Annotated in this window: 14 protein-coding genes, 9 tRNA genes and 1 riboswitch; of the genes, 20 read left to right on the top strand and 3 right to left on the bottom strand. The window is 49.0% G+C overall.

Annotation, left to right across the window (positions count from 1 at the left end):
• Nucleotides 1–19 precede the first annotated feature (19 nt).
• From CLV36_RS15965 to ant(6), 15 genes are all read left to right on the top strand, one after another.
• Nucleotides 20–94, top strand: a tRNA-Gly gene (locus tag CLV36_RS15965).
• Nucleotides 95–98: 4 nt separating this feature from the next.
• Nucleotides 99–172 (top strand) — tRNA-Gly (locus CLV36_RS15960).
• A gap of 5 nt (nt 173–177) precedes the next feature.
• A tRNA-Asn gene (locus CLV36_RS15955) sits at nt 178–252 on the top strand.
• Nucleotides 253–256: 4 nt separating this feature from the next.
• A tRNA-Thr gene (locus CLV36_RS15950) sits at nt 257–332 on the top strand.
• A gap of 5 nt (nt 333–337) precedes the next feature.
• Nucleotides 338–414: transfer RNA gene (locus CLV36_RS15945), tRNA-Glu, on the top strand.
• Between the two features lie 5 nt (nt 415–419).
• A tRNA-Val gene (locus CLV36_RS15940) sits at nt 420–495 on the top strand.
• Between the two features lie 17 nt (nt 496–512).
• A tRNA-Asp gene (locus CLV36_RS15935) sits at nt 513–589 on the top strand.
• Nucleotides 590–596: 7 nt separating this feature from the next.
• Nucleotides 597–669, top strand: a tRNA-Lys gene (locus tag CLV36_RS15930).
• Between the two features lie 10 nt (nt 670–679).
• Nucleotides 680–754 (top strand) — tRNA-Gly (locus tag CLV36_RS15925).
• Nucleotides 755–1,431: 677 nt separating this feature from the next.
• The gene (rocF, locus tag CLV36_RS15920) at nt 1,432–2,334 is read left to right on the top strand and encodes an arginase (protein ID WP_106343315.1); all 903 of its coding nucleotides are present in this window, start codon (nt 1,432–1,434) and stop codon (nt 2,332–2,334) included.
• 482 nt (nt 2,335–2,816) lie between these two features.
• Nucleotides 2,817–3,635: a diadenylate cyclase CdaA gene (gene cdaA, locus CLV36_RS15915; RefSeq protein WP_106343314.1), complete on the top strand. Its 819-nt coding sequence runs from the start codon at nt 2,817–2,819 to the stop codon at nt 3,633–3,635.
• Nucleotides 3,628–4,827, top strand: coding sequence for a CdaR family protein (locus tag CLV36_RS15910; RefSeq protein WP_106343313.1), 1,200 nt, complete (start codon nt 3,628–3,630; stop codon nt 4,825–4,827). The genes cdaA and CLV36_RS15910 overlap by 8 nt, the downstream gene beginning before the upstream one ends.
• A 31-nt stretch (nt 4,828–4,858) precedes the next feature.
• Complete coding sequence (gene glmM / locus CLV36_RS15905; protein WP_102991355.1) at nt 4,859–6,202, top strand: phosphoglucosamine mutase; 1,344 nt, start codon at nt 4,859–4,861, stop codon at nt 6,200–6,202.
• A gap of 374 nt (nt 6,203–6,576) precedes the next feature.
• Nucleotides 6,577–8,403, top strand: a complete 1,827-nt coding sequence (glmS, locus tag CLV36_RS15900; RefSeq protein WP_102991356.1) for a glutamine--fructose-6-phosphate transaminase (isomerizing) — start codon at nt 6,577–6,579, stop codon at nt 8,401–8,403.
• 121 nt (nt 8,404–8,524) lie between these two features.
• Entirely contained in the window at nt 8,525–9,379 is an 855-nt protein-coding gene (gene ant(6) / locus CLV36_RS15895) for an aminoglycoside 6-adenylyltransferase (protein ID WP_106343312.1), read from the top strand.
• 46 nt (nt 9,380–9,425) lie between these two features.
• Here ant(6) and CLV36_RS15890 read toward each other — a convergent pair whose 3' ends face one another.
• Nucleotides 9,426–10,031, bottom strand: a complete 606-nt coding sequence (locus CLV36_RS15890; RefSeq protein WP_181353111.1) for a LysE family translocator — start codon at nt 10,029–10,031, stop codon at nt 9,426–9,428.
• A gap of 286 nt (nt 10,032–10,317) precedes the next feature.
• Nucleotides 10,318–10,506, top strand: a riboswitch (Lysine riboswitch).
• Nucleotides 10,507–10,620: 114 nt separating this feature from the next.
• On the opposite strand from CLV36_RS15890, the gene CLV36_RS15885 reads away from it, so the two are divergent.
• Nucleotides 10,621–12,066, top strand: a complete 1,446-nt coding sequence (locus CLV36_RS15885; protein ID WP_106343311.1) for an amino acid permease — start codon at nt 10,621–10,623, stop codon at nt 12,064–12,066.
• 274 nt (nt 12,067–12,340) lie between these two features.
• Here CLV36_RS15885 and CLV36_RS15880 read toward each other — a convergent pair whose 3' ends face one another.
• A complete protein-coding gene (locus CLV36_RS15880) occupies nt 12,341–12,796 on the bottom strand; it encodes a DUF2269 family protein (RefSeq protein WP_102991359.1) in 456 nt (151 codons plus the stop codon).
• A gap of 50 nt (nt 12,797–12,846) precedes the next feature.
• The gene (locus CLV36_RS15875; protein WP_106343310.1) at nt 12,847–13,134 is read right to left on the bottom strand and encodes an antibiotic biosynthesis monooxygenase family protein; all 288 of its coding nucleotides are present in this window, start codon (nt 13,132–13,134) and stop codon (nt 12,847–12,849) included.
• Between the two features lie 186 nt (nt 13,135–13,320).
• On the opposite strand from CLV36_RS15875, the gene acpS reads away from it, so the two are divergent.
• The 4 genes from acpS to alr all read left to right on the top strand — a co-directional run bounded on the left by acpS (nt 13,321) and on the right by alr (nt 16,688).
• The gene (gene acpS / locus CLV36_RS15870; RefSeq protein WP_106343309.1) at nt 13,321–13,704 is read left to right on the top strand and encodes a holo-ACP synthase; all 384 of its coding nucleotides are present in this window, start codon (nt 13,321–13,323) and stop codon (nt 13,702–13,704) included.
• A gap of 195 nt (nt 13,705–13,899) precedes the next feature.
• On the top strand, nt 13,900–14,928 hold the full coding sequence (locus tag CLV36_RS15865; RefSeq protein WP_106343308.1) for a LolA family protein: 1,029 nt from the start codon (nt 13,900–13,902) through the stop codon (nt 14,926–14,928).
• Between the two features lie 118 nt (nt 14,929–15,046).
• Nucleotides 15,047–15,475 carry a hypothetical protein gene (locus tag CLV36_RS15860; RefSeq protein ID WP_106343307.1) on the top strand — a complete coding sequence of 143 codons (429 nt, stop codon included), beginning with the start codon at nt 15,047–15,049 and terminating at the stop codon, nt 15,473–15,475.
• Between the two features lie 4 nt (nt 15,476–15,479).
• Entirely contained in the window at nt 15,480–16,688 is a 1,209-nt protein-coding gene (gene alr, locus CLV36_RS15855) for an alanine racemase (RefSeq protein ID WP_106343320.1), read from the top strand.
• Nucleotides 16,689–16,693 lie beyond the last annotated feature (5 nt).

Here is a 16,693-nt window from a genome sequence, read left to right as displayed (position 1 = left end):
TCATGGCTCACTCTTACATGCGGAAGTGGCTCAGGGGTAGAGCATCGCCTTGCCAAGGCGAGGGTCGCGGGTTCGAATCCCGTCTTCCGCTCCAAGATGCGGGTGTAGTTCAGTGGTAGAACATCGGCCTTCCAAGCCGAATGCGAGGGTTCGATTCCCTTCACCCGCTCCAAATGTTCCTCAGTAGCTCAATGGCAGAGCAACCGGCTGTTAACCGGTAGGTTGTAGGTTCGAGTCCTACCTGAGGAGCCAACATGCTTCCTTAGCTCAGTCGGCAGAGCGCTTCCATGGTAAGGAAGAGGTCACCAGTTCGAGCCTGGTAGGAAGCTCCAGAAATGGCCCGTTGGTGAAGCGGTTTAACACACTAGCCTTTCACGCTAGCATGCAGGGGTTCGAATCCCCTACGGGTCACCAAATGTGGACGCTTAGCTCAGCTGGGAGAGCATCTGCCTTACAAGCAGAGGGTCGGCGGTTCGATCCCGTCAGCGTCCACCAAGATTGTTTTTCTTTGCGGAGCTGTGGTGTAGAGGCCTAACATGCCTGCCTGTCACGCAGGAGATCGCGGGTTCGAATCCCGTCAGCTCCGCCAGTTATTTGAGCCATTAGCTCAGTTGGTAGAGCACCTGACTTTTAATCAGGGTGTCGAAGGTTCGAGTCCTTCATGGCTCACTCTTTATATGCGGAAGTGGCTCAGGGGTAGAGCATCGCCTTGCCAAGGCGAGGGTCGCGGGTTCGAATCCCGTCTTCCGCTCCAAATTTATTAAGCAAAACCTCCAGATAACTGGAGGTTTTTTTATTTTTACGGATCTTTGCCAAAGCCACTTTCCTAATTGTAAAGGACGGCTTGATTTTCTTTGCAAGCTTCTATTTTTGCATACACGGTGGGGCATAATATGAGTGTGAATCAAGTGGTGAATGGTGGCAGCAAGATGGCAAATGAGGCGTTTGAAGGTAGCAGGATGTGGTTTGTCCTATCCCTAGGTCTGACTGTGTTGTGGCGTTAGCTGGCAGCTTGTATGTTCATCGGTTTACCATGGGGATTTACTGTACATTGGCCATGATGTCTGTAGACTGAGGCATAATATCCCCTTGGTTAATTTTTTATATCTATGTTGCCATTTCCATGGTTCGCCAGAGCTGTGTTACGATTAGGTGTCGTACTTAAATTGGAAAATGGTGGTTTGATATGCCATGCAAAGTAACTCGGATCAGGCATTAAAAGTTTTATGTAAGATTAAAACATTTTTGAGAAACTAAGGACTGCACCTTTTCATACAAGGTCATAAATAGGGTGAAAATTCCTGATTGAATATACTATAAAATGAATAATTATTACAATATTGTTTGTTATAACTAAAATATTTTTGTTAGTAAACTATTCTCTGTGATACAATGGTATCACCTAGTCTGTATAGAAAAGGGGATATAGCAATGGAAAAAAAGCCGATTTCAATTATTGGGATGCCAATGGACTTAGGACAGGGACGCCGCGGTGTGGACATGGGTCCGAGCGCCATCCGCTATGCTTCCGCGCAATCCTTGTTGGAGGGATTGGGTTATGAAGTGGAAGATATCGGGGATATTTCTGTTCCCAGCCCTGAGTCGATTCAAATCGGTAACCCCAAATTAAAATATTTGACTGAAATTAAGGACGTATGTGAAAAGTTATCGGAGACGGTTTCTAGTGTCGTAGAAAGAAAGCGTTTTCCATTGGTGTTTGGCGGTGACCACAGCATGGCGATCGGAACCATTGCAGGGGTGGCTAAACATTACAACAACATGGGTTTGATTTGGTTTGACGCCCATGGCGATTTGAATACCGGGAAAACGTCTCCCTCAGGAAATATCCATGGCATGTCCTTGGCGATTAGCTTGGGAATTGGTGATCCCGATTTGGTGAACATCAGTGGATATGCGCCCAAAGTGCGGCCGGAGAACACCGTGATCATCGGTGCGCGGGAGCTGGACCCTGGCGAGAAGGAATTGATCGCTCAGTTGGGAATCAAAGTGTTTACGATGCATGAAATCGATCGGTTAGGCATGGCGCGGGTGATGGATGAAGCGATTGGTATCGTCTCCCATGATACGGATGGCGTCCATCTCAGCTTAGACTTAGATGGCTTGGATCCGAAAGATGCACCTGGTGTGGGCACCCCGGTACCGGGAGGTATCACATACCGTGAGAGCCATTTGGCGATGGAGATGTTGGCGGAAGCGGGGATTCTCACTTCTGCGGAGTTTGTTGAAGTGAACCCGATTCTGGATCGCGAAAACCAGACGGCGAAAGTAGCGGTGGCGCTGATGGGTTCTGTTTTCGGTCAAAAAGTGCTATAAGTGGTTATTTGATGTTACAGTCAAAACGCAACCTCATGGCAGGTTGTGTTTTTTTGTGGCTTTTGCTCAATGGATTTTTATGCGCTTAAAAAGTTCTTTTATTCCGAATGTTCGTATAATACTGAGTGCCTTTGGGATCATGCATGTGCGCCTTATTCATGTTGTCTCTAGGGCGTGTCTGATGAATAGGCCAGCGGCTCCAAAACCATTTTCTCATTCGCTTCACTTGTGCATCGGCGCTCCTCGAGAAAAGGTTTTCCGCCGCTTCTTCCCCACCAACTTGATTTGCCAGACACACCCTAGACAGAGTGAATGCTAAGGCTTTTACATGAGAGCTTGGTGGAAGAAACAATTGATTATGGAAATGGGCACCATTTTTATAGACATTTCTTTTTTCGGTCTTTTCCCCCATAATGAAAGAGGGTAAAAACAGCACTCGATGTAGCATAATACACAAGAGATGGACGTGATGGAGGGTTGGAATGCAGATAGAGGGTGTAACGAGTTATCTCAATGATATTGTAGATATATTAATTGTCAGTTATATCATTTACCACCTTTTGATGTTGCTTAGGGGAACCAGAGCGGTTCAACTATTAAAAGGGATTAGTGTCCTTTTATTAATCTGGTTGATGAGCAACCTGTTCCATTTGGCCACGTTGCAATGGCTGATTGAGAACCTGTTTTCTGTTGGGGTGATCGCAGTGATGATCATCTTTCAGCCGGAGTTGCGCCGTGCTTTGGAGCAGTTGGGCCGGGGTGGCATTTTCGGCCGCACCAGCCAGATAGAAGATCAGATGGCGGCGATGGTGGTGGGAGAAGTCTCCCGTGCTGTTTCTTTTTTGTCCAAGCGGAAAATTGGCGGGCTCATCGCCATTGAACGGCAGACCGGCTTAAGTGATTATATTGAAACCGGCACGGTGATCGAGGCAAAATTGAGTTCGGAACTGCTGAAAAATATCTTTTTTCCCAACACACCCTTGCATGATGGAGCGGTGGTGATTCGTCATGATCGGCTCATGGCTGCGGGATGTTATTTTCCATTATCTGAAAATCCTTTCATCAGTAAAGAGCTTGGCACCCGCCACCGCGCAGGGATCGGCTTGAGCGAAATTTCTGATGCGGTGATGGTGATTGTCTCTGAGGAAACGGGGCAAATTTCATTGGCGTTAATGGGGCAATTGGAAAGGGATATCAGTGAAGAACAGTTAGTGTCCCGTTTATATGAAGAGCTGAAACCACCTGAAAAAAGTCCGGTCTTTTGGCTGCGCAGGGAGAAGGAGGCAAAGCGGCATGAATAACTGGGTGCAAAATGATATGTTGTTGCGCGTGGTTTCAGTAGCCTTGGCGGTCATGCTGTGGGGTTCTGTTACCGATGCGACCTTCACTGCTCCTACGGATGGAGATCGCACGCAGATTCGGGACATTTCAGTTGCCGTGAAATATGACAAAAACCGCTATGAATTGGTGGAGCAGCCGCAAAAAGTGATGCTGACTCTGTATGGTAATGATGCTCAGCTGGAGCGCTTCCCTAGTACATACCAAGTGTTTGTCGATGCGAGAAATGTGGGAGCAGGAACACATTCGTTGCCGGTGCGGGTGGAGGGGTTGCCCAAGGGGATTACCAAACAGGTGGAGCCGAAAGAAGTAGAGGTTCATCTAGAAGAAAAAGTGCAAAAAGAGATGATGGTGCGGGCGGAGTTTGTCGGTGATGTGCCAGATGGGTTCAAAGTGAGCCAACCGATTATCAACCCTTCCAAGGTATTGGTTCGCGGATCGGAGTCTACTCTCGAACGAGTCACATCGGTGAAGGTCATGATTCATTTAAACAAACAAGAACAATCGTTTGACAAACAGTTACGGGTTCAGGCTTACGGCGAATCAGGCGTTCTGCGACAGGTGGATGTAAATCCCGAAGCGGTTCATGTGCAAGTGCCGATCAATATACCCAACAAGGAAGTACCGCTGCAAGTGGGAGTAGAAAAGGGACCGCCGCCCGGTTACGCAGTGGAAGAAATTACCACCAATGTGAACAAAGTGACTGTATACGGCCCGGAAGATTACCTGGAAGACTTGCAAGTTTATAGCGGGCCTAAGCTGGATTTGAGCAAAGTGAAACGGGATCAGACGATTTTGGCTCCCATTCCTGTTCAGGATGGCGCCATAAAAGTGGAACCCAAACAGGTAGAAATCTATGTTAAAATGGTTCGTGCTGAGACTAAAATATTTAAAGAGATTCCCATAGAGCTGACTGGTCTCAGGGAAGGGGCCACAGCGGAAATCATCTCACCGGCGGGTGGTAAACTGAATGTCACCCTTTCCGGATCGCCTGCACAACTGGCAAAATTGAATCATACAGACATAAAAACGCTGGTCGATGTATCCAATTTACCTGTAGGGACTCATGAAGTGCCGATCCAATTCATATTGCCTTCATATGTCGAGGTGGTTGGGCAACCAGAACCAAAAGCAAAAATCAAAATTGCTGAATAAGGGTTTGGTTTGTTAACGAGGAGGAGAAAACATGGGTAAATATTTTGGAACCGATGGGGTTAGGGGAGTAGCCAATCAACAGTTGACTCCGGAATTGGCTTTCCGCCTGGGACGTTGTGGTGCCTATGTGTTGACAAAAGGAAAACAGCGTCCCAAGATCGTCATCGGTCGTGACACTCGCCTGTCGGGCGAAATGCTGGAAGCTTCCCTGATGGCTGGCATGCTGTCGATGGGTTGCGATGTCGTCCGTTTGGGAGTGGTGAGCACCCCGGGCGTGGCGTTTCTTACGCGTCATTTGGAGGCGGATGCTGGTGTGATGATTTCCGCTTCCCATAATCCGTTTGAAGATAACGGCATCAAATTTTTTGGTGCGGATGGTTATAAATTGCTGGATGAAGTCGAAGCCGAAATCGAGCAATTGTTGGACGCAAAAGAGGATGAGTTACCGCGTCCAGCAGGCGACCAAATCGGGCGTATTACGGATGACCGCGATGCGGTGAAGGCGTATTTGGAGCACTTGAAGTCGACCATCGACACTGATTTGTGTGGTATGCACATTGTGGTGGACTGTGCGAATGGTGCGGCTTATGAATTGGCGCCGCATCTTTTGCGTGATTTGGGAGCGGATGTGACGGCGATGAGTGTCCATCCGGACGGGACCAACATCAATGTGGACTGCGGTTCGACCCATCCGGAACGGTTGCGCCAAGAGGTGTTGAACAAACAAGCACATCTTGGCTTGGCGTTTGACGGTGATGCTGACCGCCTCATTGCTGTGGATGAAAAAGGCAACCTGATCGATGGGGACATGATCATGTCCATCTGCGCCGGGTATATGAAAGAAAAAGGCGAGTTGAACGGAAATACCGTTGTTACCACCGTCATGAGCAATATCGGCTTTTTCAAAGCCATGGATGAGTTAGGTATTAAGACCGAGCGCACAAAAGTGGGAGACCGATACGTGATGGAGAAGATGCGAGAGGGCGGATACAACCTGGGTGGAGAACAATCCGGCCACATCATTTTCTTGAATCACAACACCACGGGTGACGGGATGTTGACAGCAGTCCAATTGTTGCGCGTGGTGAAGGATAAAGCCCAAACCCTCAGCGATTTGGCCCGTGTCATGAAGCAATATCCGCAAGTGTTGGTTAATGTGCGCGTGCATTCCAAAGAAGGTTGGGAGCAAAACGAAGCGATTCAAAATAGCATTCGCGAAGTGGAAAAGCAGCTGGGCAACGATGGCCGCGTATTGGTGCGGGCATCGGGAACCGAACCGCTTATCCGTGTGATGGCGGAAGGCCCAGATGAACAAATTGTGAAAAATCATGTGGAGAAAATAGCTGATGTCGTTAGGAATCAGCTGGGTTCGTAAGATAAATGCATTATTAGGCGGCATTTTGGCGGAAATGCCGCCCTTTACATTTTGTTTCTTTTGGAATAACATGAATACATCCCTTTGTTTTTATGTTCAATGCATGGACATAGAAACAAAGGCCTTTGATTTTATGTTGTCAAGCGCCAGGACTGTGGCATGGACGTAGCGCCGCAGTTGACGAGGTGGAGGCATATCGAATTTTCGGCGGATACCTCCCGGCTTCGCATCAGAGCCGCGGAACTGAGGGACAAACCAATGGGGTGACTCATTGTACAAAACTCTCGGTATGATGCGTGAACGGACTTAGGGAACAATAAATAGAGAATTGATGCAACACCATCAAACCATTCTTTTAGGGGGTACAATTTAATATGTGCGGAATCGTGGGTTACATTGGTGAAAAGCAGGCTCAGTCCATTTTGCTGGAAGGACTCAGCAAGCTTGAGTACCGTGGGTATGACTCTGCAGGGTTGGCTGTATACAATGGCGAGACGATCAAGGTCAATAAAGCCAAAGGCCGACTGGCCAATCTGGAAGAGCGGTTGGCTGTAGAATCCCTGCCAGGCGTGCTGGGGATCGGACACACTCGTTGGGCAACCCATGGAAAGCCATCTGATGAGAACTCGCATCCTCATGTGGACATGGCGGGACGGTTTGCCATTGTTCACAACGGGATTATCGAGAATTACATCGAGCTGAAAGAAGAGCTGATGGCAAAAGGGCATGTTTTCACCTCTGAAACGGACACCGAGGTCGTGGCAAAGCTTTTGGCCGAACTGTGGGATGGTGATCTCGTCTCCACCGTGCAAAAAGCAGTTGCCCGTTTGGAAGGGGCCTACGCACTTGGCGTAATCAGCGAGTATGAGCCAGATAAGCTGGTTGCAGTCCGCTATGCAAGCCCGCTGGTTGTGGGAGTGGGCGACGGGGAGAATTTCATCGCTTCGGATATTCCGGCGATCTTAAAACACACCCGTGATGTGTACATCTTGGAAGATGGCGAAATGGCCATCTTGAAGCCGGATAGCGTGACGTTGATGCGCGTCGATGGCACGCCGGTTGAGCGGGAAACGATGAAAGTAAACTGGGATATCGCCACTGCGGAAAAAGGCGGCTATGACCACTTCATGATGAAAGAGATCCATGAGCAACCCAAAGCGATTCGCGATACGTTGAGTGGACGGGTAAAAGACGGAGTGGTTGACCTGTCTCAAGAGATTAGCTTGACGAAGGAGCAGATCAAAGGCATTGAGAAAATCCACTTTGTCGCTTGCGGTACGGCTTACCATGCGGGATTGGTTGGCAAGACGGTATTGGAAGAGTTGGCTCGCATCCCGGTTGAATGTGATGTAGCGTCTGAGTACCGCTACCGCAACCCGATTATCACGGATAAAACCCTGGTGGTAGTGGTGAGCCAGTCTGGTGAGACGGCTGATACGCTGGCGGCGTTGCGTGAGGCCAAAAAACAAGGCGCACGCGTCATCGCGATCACCAATGTGGTCGGTTCCAGCGTGGCCCGTGAAGCCGATGATGTGATCATCACTTGGGCAGGACCGGAGATTGCGGTCGCTTCAACCAAAGCATACACATCGCAATTGATTGCCATCTACCTGTTGGGCCTCTATTTGGCTCAAGTGCGGGGACCGAAAACAGCGGAGCAATTGAGTGAGATCGTCAACCACTTGATGGCTCTTTCCACTCAGGCGGAAGATGTGCTCAAGCAAGAAAAACAGATTGCCCAGTTTGCTCGCAGCATGGCGAAAAACGAGCATCTTTTCTTCTTGGGCCGGGGCTTGGATTATGCCGTAGCGCTGGAAGGCTCGCTCAAGCTGAAGGAGATTTCTTACATTCATTCTGAAGCGTATGCCGCAGGTGAGTTGAAGCACGGTACCTTGGCGTTGATTGAGGAAGGCATTCCGGTGGTGGCACTCGCAACGCAACATGCGGTGTATGATAAAATGGTAAGCAACATTCAAGAGGTGAAAGCACGCGGAGCCCATGTGCTGGGACTCGCGACAGAAGGGGACAGCGAGTTGCGGAAAACGGTGGATGAAGTGATCCACATCCCCAAAACGATTGACCTCTTGACACCAGTGCTGACGGTGATTCCGTTGCAATTGTTCGCCTACTACGCTTGCGTGGAGCGCGGTTACGATGTGGATAAACCACGTAACCTGGCGAAAAGTGTGACGGTCGAATAATAGAAAATGATGAATCAATGCATCCCTTCAGATATGATTATCTGAAGGGGTGTTTTTTTATGGAGATCGAACATGCTGTGTTATGTTGGCATCATGATAACGATGAGCAAGGGGGAGAGACATGAGAAGCGAACAAGAAATGATGCAGATGCTGATCGATTTTGCTGTACATGACCAGCGCATCCGCTTGGTCACACTGGAAGGCTCGCGCACCAATAAGAACATTCCGCCGGATAAATTTCAGGATTATGATATTTCCTATTTCGTCACCGATCTTGACTCATTTAAAGAGAATGATTTGTGGCTGGATGCATTTGGTTATCGTTTGTTTATGCAAAAGTCGGAAGACATGGAGCTTTTCCCGCCGGAGTTGGGCAATTGGTTTTCGTATCTCATCTTATTTGATGATGGCAATAAGCTAGATCTCACGCTGATTCCGTTGGAAGAAGTGGAAGAGTATTTTGCCGATAGCGACGGCTTGGTGCAAGTCCTCCTTGATAAAGATGGTCTGGTCAAACAGGAAGTGGTGGCCAGCGACAGGCAATATTGGATTAAAAAGCCGACCGCAAGGGAGTTTGATGATTGTTGCAATGAGTATTGGTGGGTTTCCACATATATTGTGAAAGGTTTGGCGAGAAAGGAAATCCTGTTTGCTATCGACCACTTAAATGAGAATGGAAGACCCAATTTGTTGCGGATGATGTCTTGGCATATTGGGTCTGAGCAAGGTTTTTCTTTCAGTTTGGGGAAAAATTATAAATTTATTGAGCGCTATCTGCCCGAACAAGATTGGCAAAAGTTGTTGTCCACCTATTCTGAGAACAGTTACGAAAACATGTGGCAATCGCTATTCACTTGTCACGAGCTGTTTAGAAAATATGCCAAAGCCGTGTCAAAAAAACTTGAATATCCTTATCCAAATTATGATGAAGTGATCACCAAGTATACAGAGGAAATCTATCATTCTTTGAACTGATCGCGTTGATAAAGGGGTTCATCTTGAGCGAGTGGATCGTAGAGGCTTATCCGCTGAAAATGAAGTGGCTTACACCCCGGATGAGGAAGCTGGCGCCATAGACGGCTAAGAGCAGGCTCGCTCCCCTCATGAAGATTTGTAGGAGGGTGGGTTTGACAAAATGACGGCAATGGCTAACCGCAAAGGAGAGCAAGGAGTTCCACAGACAGGAGCCGAGCAGAAGCCAAGCAAAAGCGGACCAGATGAAGTCAATGGATTGTTGACTGATGCTGCTGTAGATGCCAAGCCAGGACAACAGGTCGCTGGGATTGATCAAGCCAAGACAAAATCCTTTCATCATCGCTGAAACCGGATCGGGAAAGGAAACGGAAAGCAACGAGATCGTCATGTTGGAACGCAGGCCCAATTGAATGAGGAAAAGGCCGCCGATGATGGAGAAGATGGCACGTACCCATTCATGCGCAAGCCAATCTGACAACCCATACAACAGAATCAGCATGAAAAACAGATTGGAAAAAACGTCACCCAATCCCACTAGCCATGACAAATAAAATCCCCGATTCATGCCGAGTTTGATCATCTCCAGATTGGCCGGTCCGACAGGGGTGGACAAGGCCAAACCCAGCAGCAAGAAATGAAACCAACTTTCCATCGGCGTTTCTCCCATCCGCTTCGCTTGATTGAACTACTACATGGTATGCTTTTACGTGCCGGGACTATGCCTTTAATAGTATCCTCAGAAAACAGGATGCAAGCTTGGTAAGCTTTCAATGCCGCTTTTTCACTTGCGGAACAAATAAGCGAGACGTCTGGTTGAGTTAATTAAATGGTTTTAGTATGTTTTACCTGTATATTAACATTGAAAAATGACTAAGGTTAGCTTATACTCGTTACATACGAACCAGAAATCGAATAGGTAAACCCTCATCGGATCTCTTCGGTGAGGTAGAGGTCGCGGTTTTTATGAGTAGTTGATTGGAGACACAGAGAAGTCGGCGAAAATCAATGAAAGGAAAGACCGCCGAAGCTTCATTGTGTTCTCTGATCAGTGAGGCTGGGGCTGTGCTCGAATAGGGGCAGCACTGTCACATTTGCCTGCCAAGCAAATGTGTTGCGCTATCTTGCGGGGATTTGGTGTGAGTATGGTAATATGCCGTCCAAATCAGGTGCATCGTCATTGGGCGGTATTTTTATTATCCTGACCACCTCGCCATACTATAACAGTAGAGAGGTGTTTTTTCATGAGAAGAGGAAAATCGGGTGGCGATTTGAAACGCGACTTAAAAGCCAGGCATCTGATGATGATTGCCATCGGCGGCTCCATCGGGACAGGGGTCTTTTTGGCCAGCGGCTCCGCGATTCAACAAGCGGGCCCTGGAGGGGCGTTGGTCGCATACATGGCCATTGGTATGATGGTGTACTTCTTGATGACCAGCCTGGGGGAGTTGGCCACCTATATGCCAGTCTCCGGCTCCTTCAGCACATATGCCAGCCGTTTTGTTGACCCGGCCTTCGGTTTCGCTTTGGGTTGGAATTATTGGTACAATTGGGCGATCACCATTGCGGTGGAATTGTCGGCAGGCTCAATTATCATGAAATATTGGTTTCCTGATTCGCCTGCCATTTTATGGAGCGCGTTGTTTCTGGTGCTGATGTTCGCCTTGAATGCGTTATCGGTCAAAGGATATGGTGAATCGGAGTATTGGTTTTCCTTCATCAAAGTGGCAACAGTGATCATTTTTATTGTGGTCGGTTTGTTAATGATTGTCGGCATTCTGGGTGGACAAGCCGTCGGCACCAAGAACTGGACGGTGGGAGAAGCACCGTTTAGCGGCGGGTTGATGGGGATCATCAGCGTATTTATGATTGCTGGTTTTTCATTCCAAGGGACAGAACTGGTCGGCGTGGCCGCGGGAGAGAGTGAGAACCCAAGCAAAAACGTGCCGCGGGCGATTCGGCAAGTGTTTTGGCGGATCTTGTTGTTCTATGGTTTGGCGATTTTGGTGATTGGCACGATTCTTCCGTATACGCATCCGAACTTAGCCGGTGGAGATGTAGATGCTATCGCCAAAAGTCCGTTCACACTGGTGTTTGAACGCGCTGGTTTCGCCTTTGCCGCTTCCGTGATGAATGCGGTGATATTGACATCTGTCTTGTCCGCTGGCAACTCGGGGATGTACGCTTCCACAAGGATGTTGTGGATGTTGGCTAAAGAAGGGAAGGCGCCAAAGATTTTTACTAAACTGACGAAAAATGGCGTGCCGATTTATGCTTTGTTGGCTACGGCGTTGATCGGGGGATTGGCTTTCCTCGCTTCGTTGGTTGGGGAAGGGACGATCTACATTTGGCTGCTGAACGCTTCCGGTATGACCGGGTTTATCGCATGGCTGGGAATTGCGATCAGCCACTACCGTTTCCGCCGCGCCTATGTTCGTCAAGGAAGAGACTTGGCCGACTTGCCTTACAGAGCCAAGTGGTTCCCGTTTGGGCCGTTGTTTGCTTTTACCCTCTGCTTGATCGTGATTGTGGGACAAAACTACCAAGCGTTGTTGGGACAAACGATTGACTGGTATGGGCTGTTGGTTTCATATATCGGTATTCCTGTGTTCTTGGCCTTTTATCTCGGTTATAAATGGACGAAGAAAACCAAGCTCATCCCATTGGATAAATGCGAGTTGGATGATTGATTAGACAAGCTGCACACGACAGGATGATGATAACAACCCCGGCTTGAACGAAGTGTTCCGCTGGGGTTGTTTTGTAAGCGGACTAGGGAAGAGAGGGTTGCAGGCACATAGGCGCTATAACGAAAGGGGATGGCAAAGGGATCGATGCAAGAATAATAGAACCACTCGTGATCGATCATGCGAGATGACCGTTGGAGGGATGCTTGGACGTCTGCCCTCTTTCTAGTTGCAAATAAAAGCTTCATGACCAAATGGCCATGAAGCTTTTGTTGGTTTATGCCAATTTGACGGTGGCGAAGAAGATCAGCACAGCCATCAGCAATAGTGAAATATTGAGCAACATGATGTAACGCTTGATGATGGACTGCGCTTTGGCGCTCTCGATGCCGCTGGCTTGCACTTGGTTCAGCGCCTTGCGGCCGTAAATGACGACAAACAAGATGAACAAAAGGACAACCACGCTGCCGAAACGCTCTTTGACGATCAGCCACAGCGGCTTCTCGCCGTCCACTTGCATCAGCATGTACATACCAGTGATCAGGGACAACACTGCACTGGGCATAAACATGGTCATATTCCAGCGTTGGGCGCGATTCAATGCGTGCGACATGGTGTCGAGGTTGTTGGAGCGAGTCGCGTCGCGCAACACCATGGCCATCAGGCTGATGCCGCCAAACCAAGTGGCGACGAACAGAACATGCAAAAATTTAACAACTAATCCTGCTGTCATGAAGAAAGTCACTCCTTAAGTTATTTGGTATTGAATGAGCGCGAGTAAGGTTATGTAATCCTTACATGATAGCTGCTCAGCTCAGGCCGGTTGGTTTCACCGGTACGTCCGCCGTGAGCGCGCTTAAAGTGGTCGCTTTCCACCCATGCGCGATAATCTTCTTTGGATTTGAAAACGGTTTCCACAAGGACATGGGAACCATCTTCCGCCTCCAACAAACGGAACGAGACGAAACCGGGAACCCTGCTCATCGATTCGGGCGCGTTGCTGAAACGTTCCCGCAATATCGTCAGATGCTCAGGGGATGTGATGTTGATGCGGTTATTCACCTGATACATGGAGAAGCCTCCTCATCAAACCATATTCCTTATCTACTATACCATTAATTTACCGTTGGGAAGACCGTAAAAAAACGGATGTCAATTCCATGGGCGGTTGGTGATCCCTTTTTCGTTGTGTTATGCTCTTTTTGATAATCAGCGGGCTATTTGTTGTGGGCTTGCTCTGATTGAGAGGTGAAGCAAGTGATTTGGGGGATTGGAACCGATATCGTCGAGTTGGAACGCATTGAGCGATTGGGTTGTGAACGACTGGCCAGCCGTATCTTGACTGCGGAGGAATGGGCGAGAATGCCTGAACAGCCTCGTCGCTGTTTGGAATACGTTGCGGGGCGGTTTGCCGCCAAAGAAGCGATTTCCAAAGCATTGGGGACGGGGATCGGCGGTGTTTGTTCGTTTCATGATATTGAAGTGGTGAATGACGGACATGGGAAGCCATTTGTCATTTTGTCGGAGGCGGTGGTTCAGCGCGTGTTCCCAGAAGGGATGGCCACTGTGCATTTGTCTATTTCGCACAGTGCGCATTACGCGCTAGCAATGGCTGTGGTCGAGCGGGTGGATAAAGCATAACTGCCCGTAGTGGGACATACATATATAACGCGGTTAGGAGGGACAGACAGCCGCGGGAGAATGTTGCCGAGAGGGCGGGAATGCTGCCATCACTCCGTCGATCCAGTTATGTGTTATAATGTGTAGCTTCTTCCAGAAAAACGGTCCCCTGCTAACCGACACATTTCCCGGGAAATTGACGAAAGGGAGGATCTTATGTGTCGGAAAGTCTGGCTAAGTCTGATAGTCATTGCATTGGCATTGAGCATGGCCGGATGCGGCGTCAAAGACGCTAAGGAAGTCGTGAGCGACTTATCCAAGCGTTCGGAAGAGATGGAGTCTTATGTTAGCCATGGGAAAATGACGATCCGCTCTGGCAAAGAACCGCAACTATACGATATAGAGGTGTGGTACAAGAAGCCGCATTTTTTCCGCGTGGCGATCAAAAACATGAAAAAAGGGATTACCCAGATCTTGTTGCGCAATGAAGAAGGGGTGTATGTGCTGACGCCGCACCTCAAAAAGAGTTTCCGGTTCCAAAGTGACTGGCCTTATTCGGGTGGGCAGGTTTATCTTTATCAAACAGTCATTCAAAGCATTATCGATGACAATGAGCGCACTTTTCGCGCCGGGAAAAAACAATATCAATTTGAAGTGGTTGCCAAATATCCTTTTAACCTACATGCTAACAAGCAGCGGATCTGGTTGGATCACAAGTTGAACCCCCACAAAGTGGCGGTGTTGAGCGAATCGAACGAAGAGTTGATCAAGGTGGAGTTTGACCGGTTTAAAGAAGGCGCATCCTTTGACAAAGACGCGTTTGACATGAAACGCAACTTGGAGGAACTACCTCAGGATTCCAAAACTTCGCTGGCGGCGATGGCCAAACCCTCTGCTAAACAAAAAGAGATCGAAGCCGTACTACCTGAATACATTCCCCAGGGAACCCGCCTGCAAAGTGAGCGAACCATTCAAACGCCGCAAGGGCCGGTGGTGGTGATGCGTTTCAAAGGCGACAAATCATTCACGCTGACTGAGCGGCATCCACAAGCGTTGGAAGCAGGTTTACCCCTGATGGGCAAACCGGTGGAATTGGCGGAGACCGTGGGCGTGTTGCTGGAGATGGGGGAACGGAAGCGGCTCACATGGACGGAAGGCGGCGTCGATTATGAATTAATTGGCAATCTGTCTTTGGATGAGCTCGTGCAAATCGCAAACTCTACGTACAATCAGTCATCCAAATAATGATACAAATGGACTGCCGCCTGGAGGTCGTCCATTTTTTTGTCCGTATATCTGCCGAATCTCTGGTATAATACAGATTAGTTGTGGAAATGACTTGCTAAAAGGATGAGGTTAAAGGATGGCGAAACAGGCACTGGTCGTGGAGAAATCCAAGTACCCAACGTTGCTGTACCGGAAAAACGGCGTGCTTAAATTGCTGGAGTCGGGATTTTTTGCAATCGGCTTGTTGCTCGTGTTAAGCGTTTTTCCGTTTCGGAGCCCGGGATTTGTTGTCGGGATGGTTCTTTCGGCGGTGTTTGCGATGCTCATCGTGCCCATTTTGTACTTGATATGGGCGAAACCAAGCTATGAACTGTACCAAGATCGTTTGCTGGCCAAAGTGGGAACCAAAGAGGAAACCATTTGGCTCCATGAGATAGAAAAAGAGTATGATTTGCCTTATATGATCAGAGTCAAAGGGAAAAGATTCCCTTTGTTGGTCAGTGACGCATTTTTAAAAGAACTCAATGTCCAGTTGGAAGTGGTGCGACGTGGTTGGAAAAAGTGATAGGATGATTCATGGCCGGGATGCATGGATTGAAGTGGATCTTGACGCCATCATGCACAATATCAAAGAGTTTCGGCGCTACCTGCCACAACGCACCCGAGTGATGGCCGTGGTCAAAGCCAATGGCTACGGCCATGGTGCTGTGCCGGTGGCTCGTGCGGCGCTGGAAGCGGGTGCGAGCCATTTGGCGGTCGCGTTTGTTGATGAAGGAGTGGAACTTCGTCAGGCAGGCATTGACGCCCCGATTTTGGTGTTGGGCTACACGCCCCCACATGCCGTCGGCTACGCCTTGCGAAATGGGTTGACGCTGACTGTATACCGCCCCGAAATATTAGAGGCGGTGGAACAGGAAGCGGTTCGCTTGGGAGTTACGGCACGGGTGCATGTCAAAGTGGATACCGGAATGGGCCGGTTGGGAGTGTTGCCTGAGGAAGTTTCCCCCCTTCTGGCGCAAGCGGAGGGCCTTGGCCATGTGGAAGTGGAAGGCATCTTCACCCACTATGCCACGGCAGATGAAGAAGAGGATGATTATGCGCGTTTTCAATTGCAGCGCTTCACCGATGTGGTCAACCAAGTGCGAAAGCGGCACAACATACCGCTGGTGCACATCTCCAACAGCGCAGGAGCGATCCAATTGCCTGAGGGCGCGTTTGACATGGTGCGGATCGGCATCAGCATGTATGGCTTTTATCCGTCCGCGGAGGTGAAGCGGGATGCGGTGGACTTGCGGCCGGCGCTGTCGCTGAAATGCCGTGTCGCCCATGTGAAAAAACCACCGCGGGGCACGGGCGTGAGCTATGGAAAAACGTACACCGTTTCGGGTCAAGAATGGATCGCTGTCTTGCCCGTCGGTTATGCGGATGGCATCAACCGCCATCTTTCCAATGCGGGCCACGTGCTGGTAAAGGGAAAGCGAGTGCCTATCGTCGGTAGAATTTGCATGGACCAGTTGATGATCCAGGTGACAGACGCGATGCCTGTACAAGTGGGAGATGAAGCAGTCATCTATGGCCAACAAGGCGGGGAGCAAATTACCGTGGATGAAGTAGCGAGTTTTTTGAAGACGATCTCATATGAAGTGGTTTGTGCCTTGAGTCATCGATTGCCCCGTTTTTATATAAAAAACGGAGAGATTGTTGACTTTATAAACCGTTTGCAATACAATCCACCAAGAAAGTGGGACAATCAACTGGACAAGGGTGAACAATTTTAGTATTA

Source organism: Laceyella sediminis (assembly GCF_003003125.1).
Taxonomy (GTDB): domain Bacteria; phylum Bacillota; class Bacilli; order Thermoactinomycetales; family Thermoactinomycetaceae; genus Laceyella; species Laceyella tengchongensis.
Note: the sequence above shows the minus strand (reverse complement) of the source record. Positions and strands in the feature narration are given on the sequence as shown.

What these genes read in the sequence shown, in the direction of transcription:
- rocF (WP_106343315.1), top strand. Translation starts at nt 1,432, where the DNA reads ATGGAAAAAAAGCCGATTTCAATTATTGGGATGCCAATGGACTTAGGA.
- CLV36_RS15875 (WP_106343310.1), bottom strand. Translation starts at nt 13,134, where the DNA reads ATGTATCAGGTGAATAACCGCATCAACATCACATCCCCTGAGCATCTG.
- alr (WP_106343320.1), top strand. Translation starts at nt 15,480, where the DNA reads ATGATTCATGGCCGGGATGCATGGATTGAAGTGGATCTTGACGCCATC.
- glmM (WP_102991355.1), top strand. Translation starts at nt 4,859, where the DNA reads ATGGGTAAATATTTTGGAACCGATGGGGTTAGGGGAGTAGCCAATCAA.
- glmS (WP_102991356.1), top strand. Translation starts at nt 6,577, where the DNA reads ATGTGCGGAATCGTGGGTTACATTGGTGAAAAGCAGGCTCAGTCCATT.
- cdaA (WP_106343314.1), top strand. Translation starts at nt 2,817, where the DNA reads ATGCAGATAGAGGGTGTAACGAGTTATCTCAATGATATTGTAGATATA.
- CLV36_RS15890 (WP_181353111.1), bottom strand. Translation starts at nt 10,031, where the DNA reads ATGGAAAGTTGGTTTCATTTCTTGCTGCTGGGTTTGGCCTTGTCCACC.
- CLV36_RS15860 (WP_106343307.1), top strand. Translation starts at nt 15,047, where the DNA reads ATGGCGAAACAGGCACTGGTCGTGGAGAAATCCAAGTACCCAACGTTG.
- CLV36_RS15880 (WP_102991359.1), bottom strand. Translation starts at nt 12,796, where the DNA reads ATGACAGCAGGATTAGTTGTTAAATTTTTGCATGTTCTGTTCGTCGCC.
- CLV36_RS15885 (WP_106343311.1), top strand. Translation starts at nt 10,621, where the DNA reads ATGAGAAGAGGAAAATCGGGTGGCGATTTGAAACGCGACTTAAAAGCC.
- CLV36_RS15910 (WP_106343313.1), top strand. Translation starts at nt 3,628, where the DNA reads ATGAATAACTGGGTGCAAAATGATATGTTGTTGCGCGTGGTTTCAGTA.
- CLV36_RS15865 (WP_106343308.1), top strand. Translation starts at nt 13,900, where the DNA reads ATGTGTCGGAAAGTCTGGCTAAGTCTGATAGTCATTGCATTGGCATTG.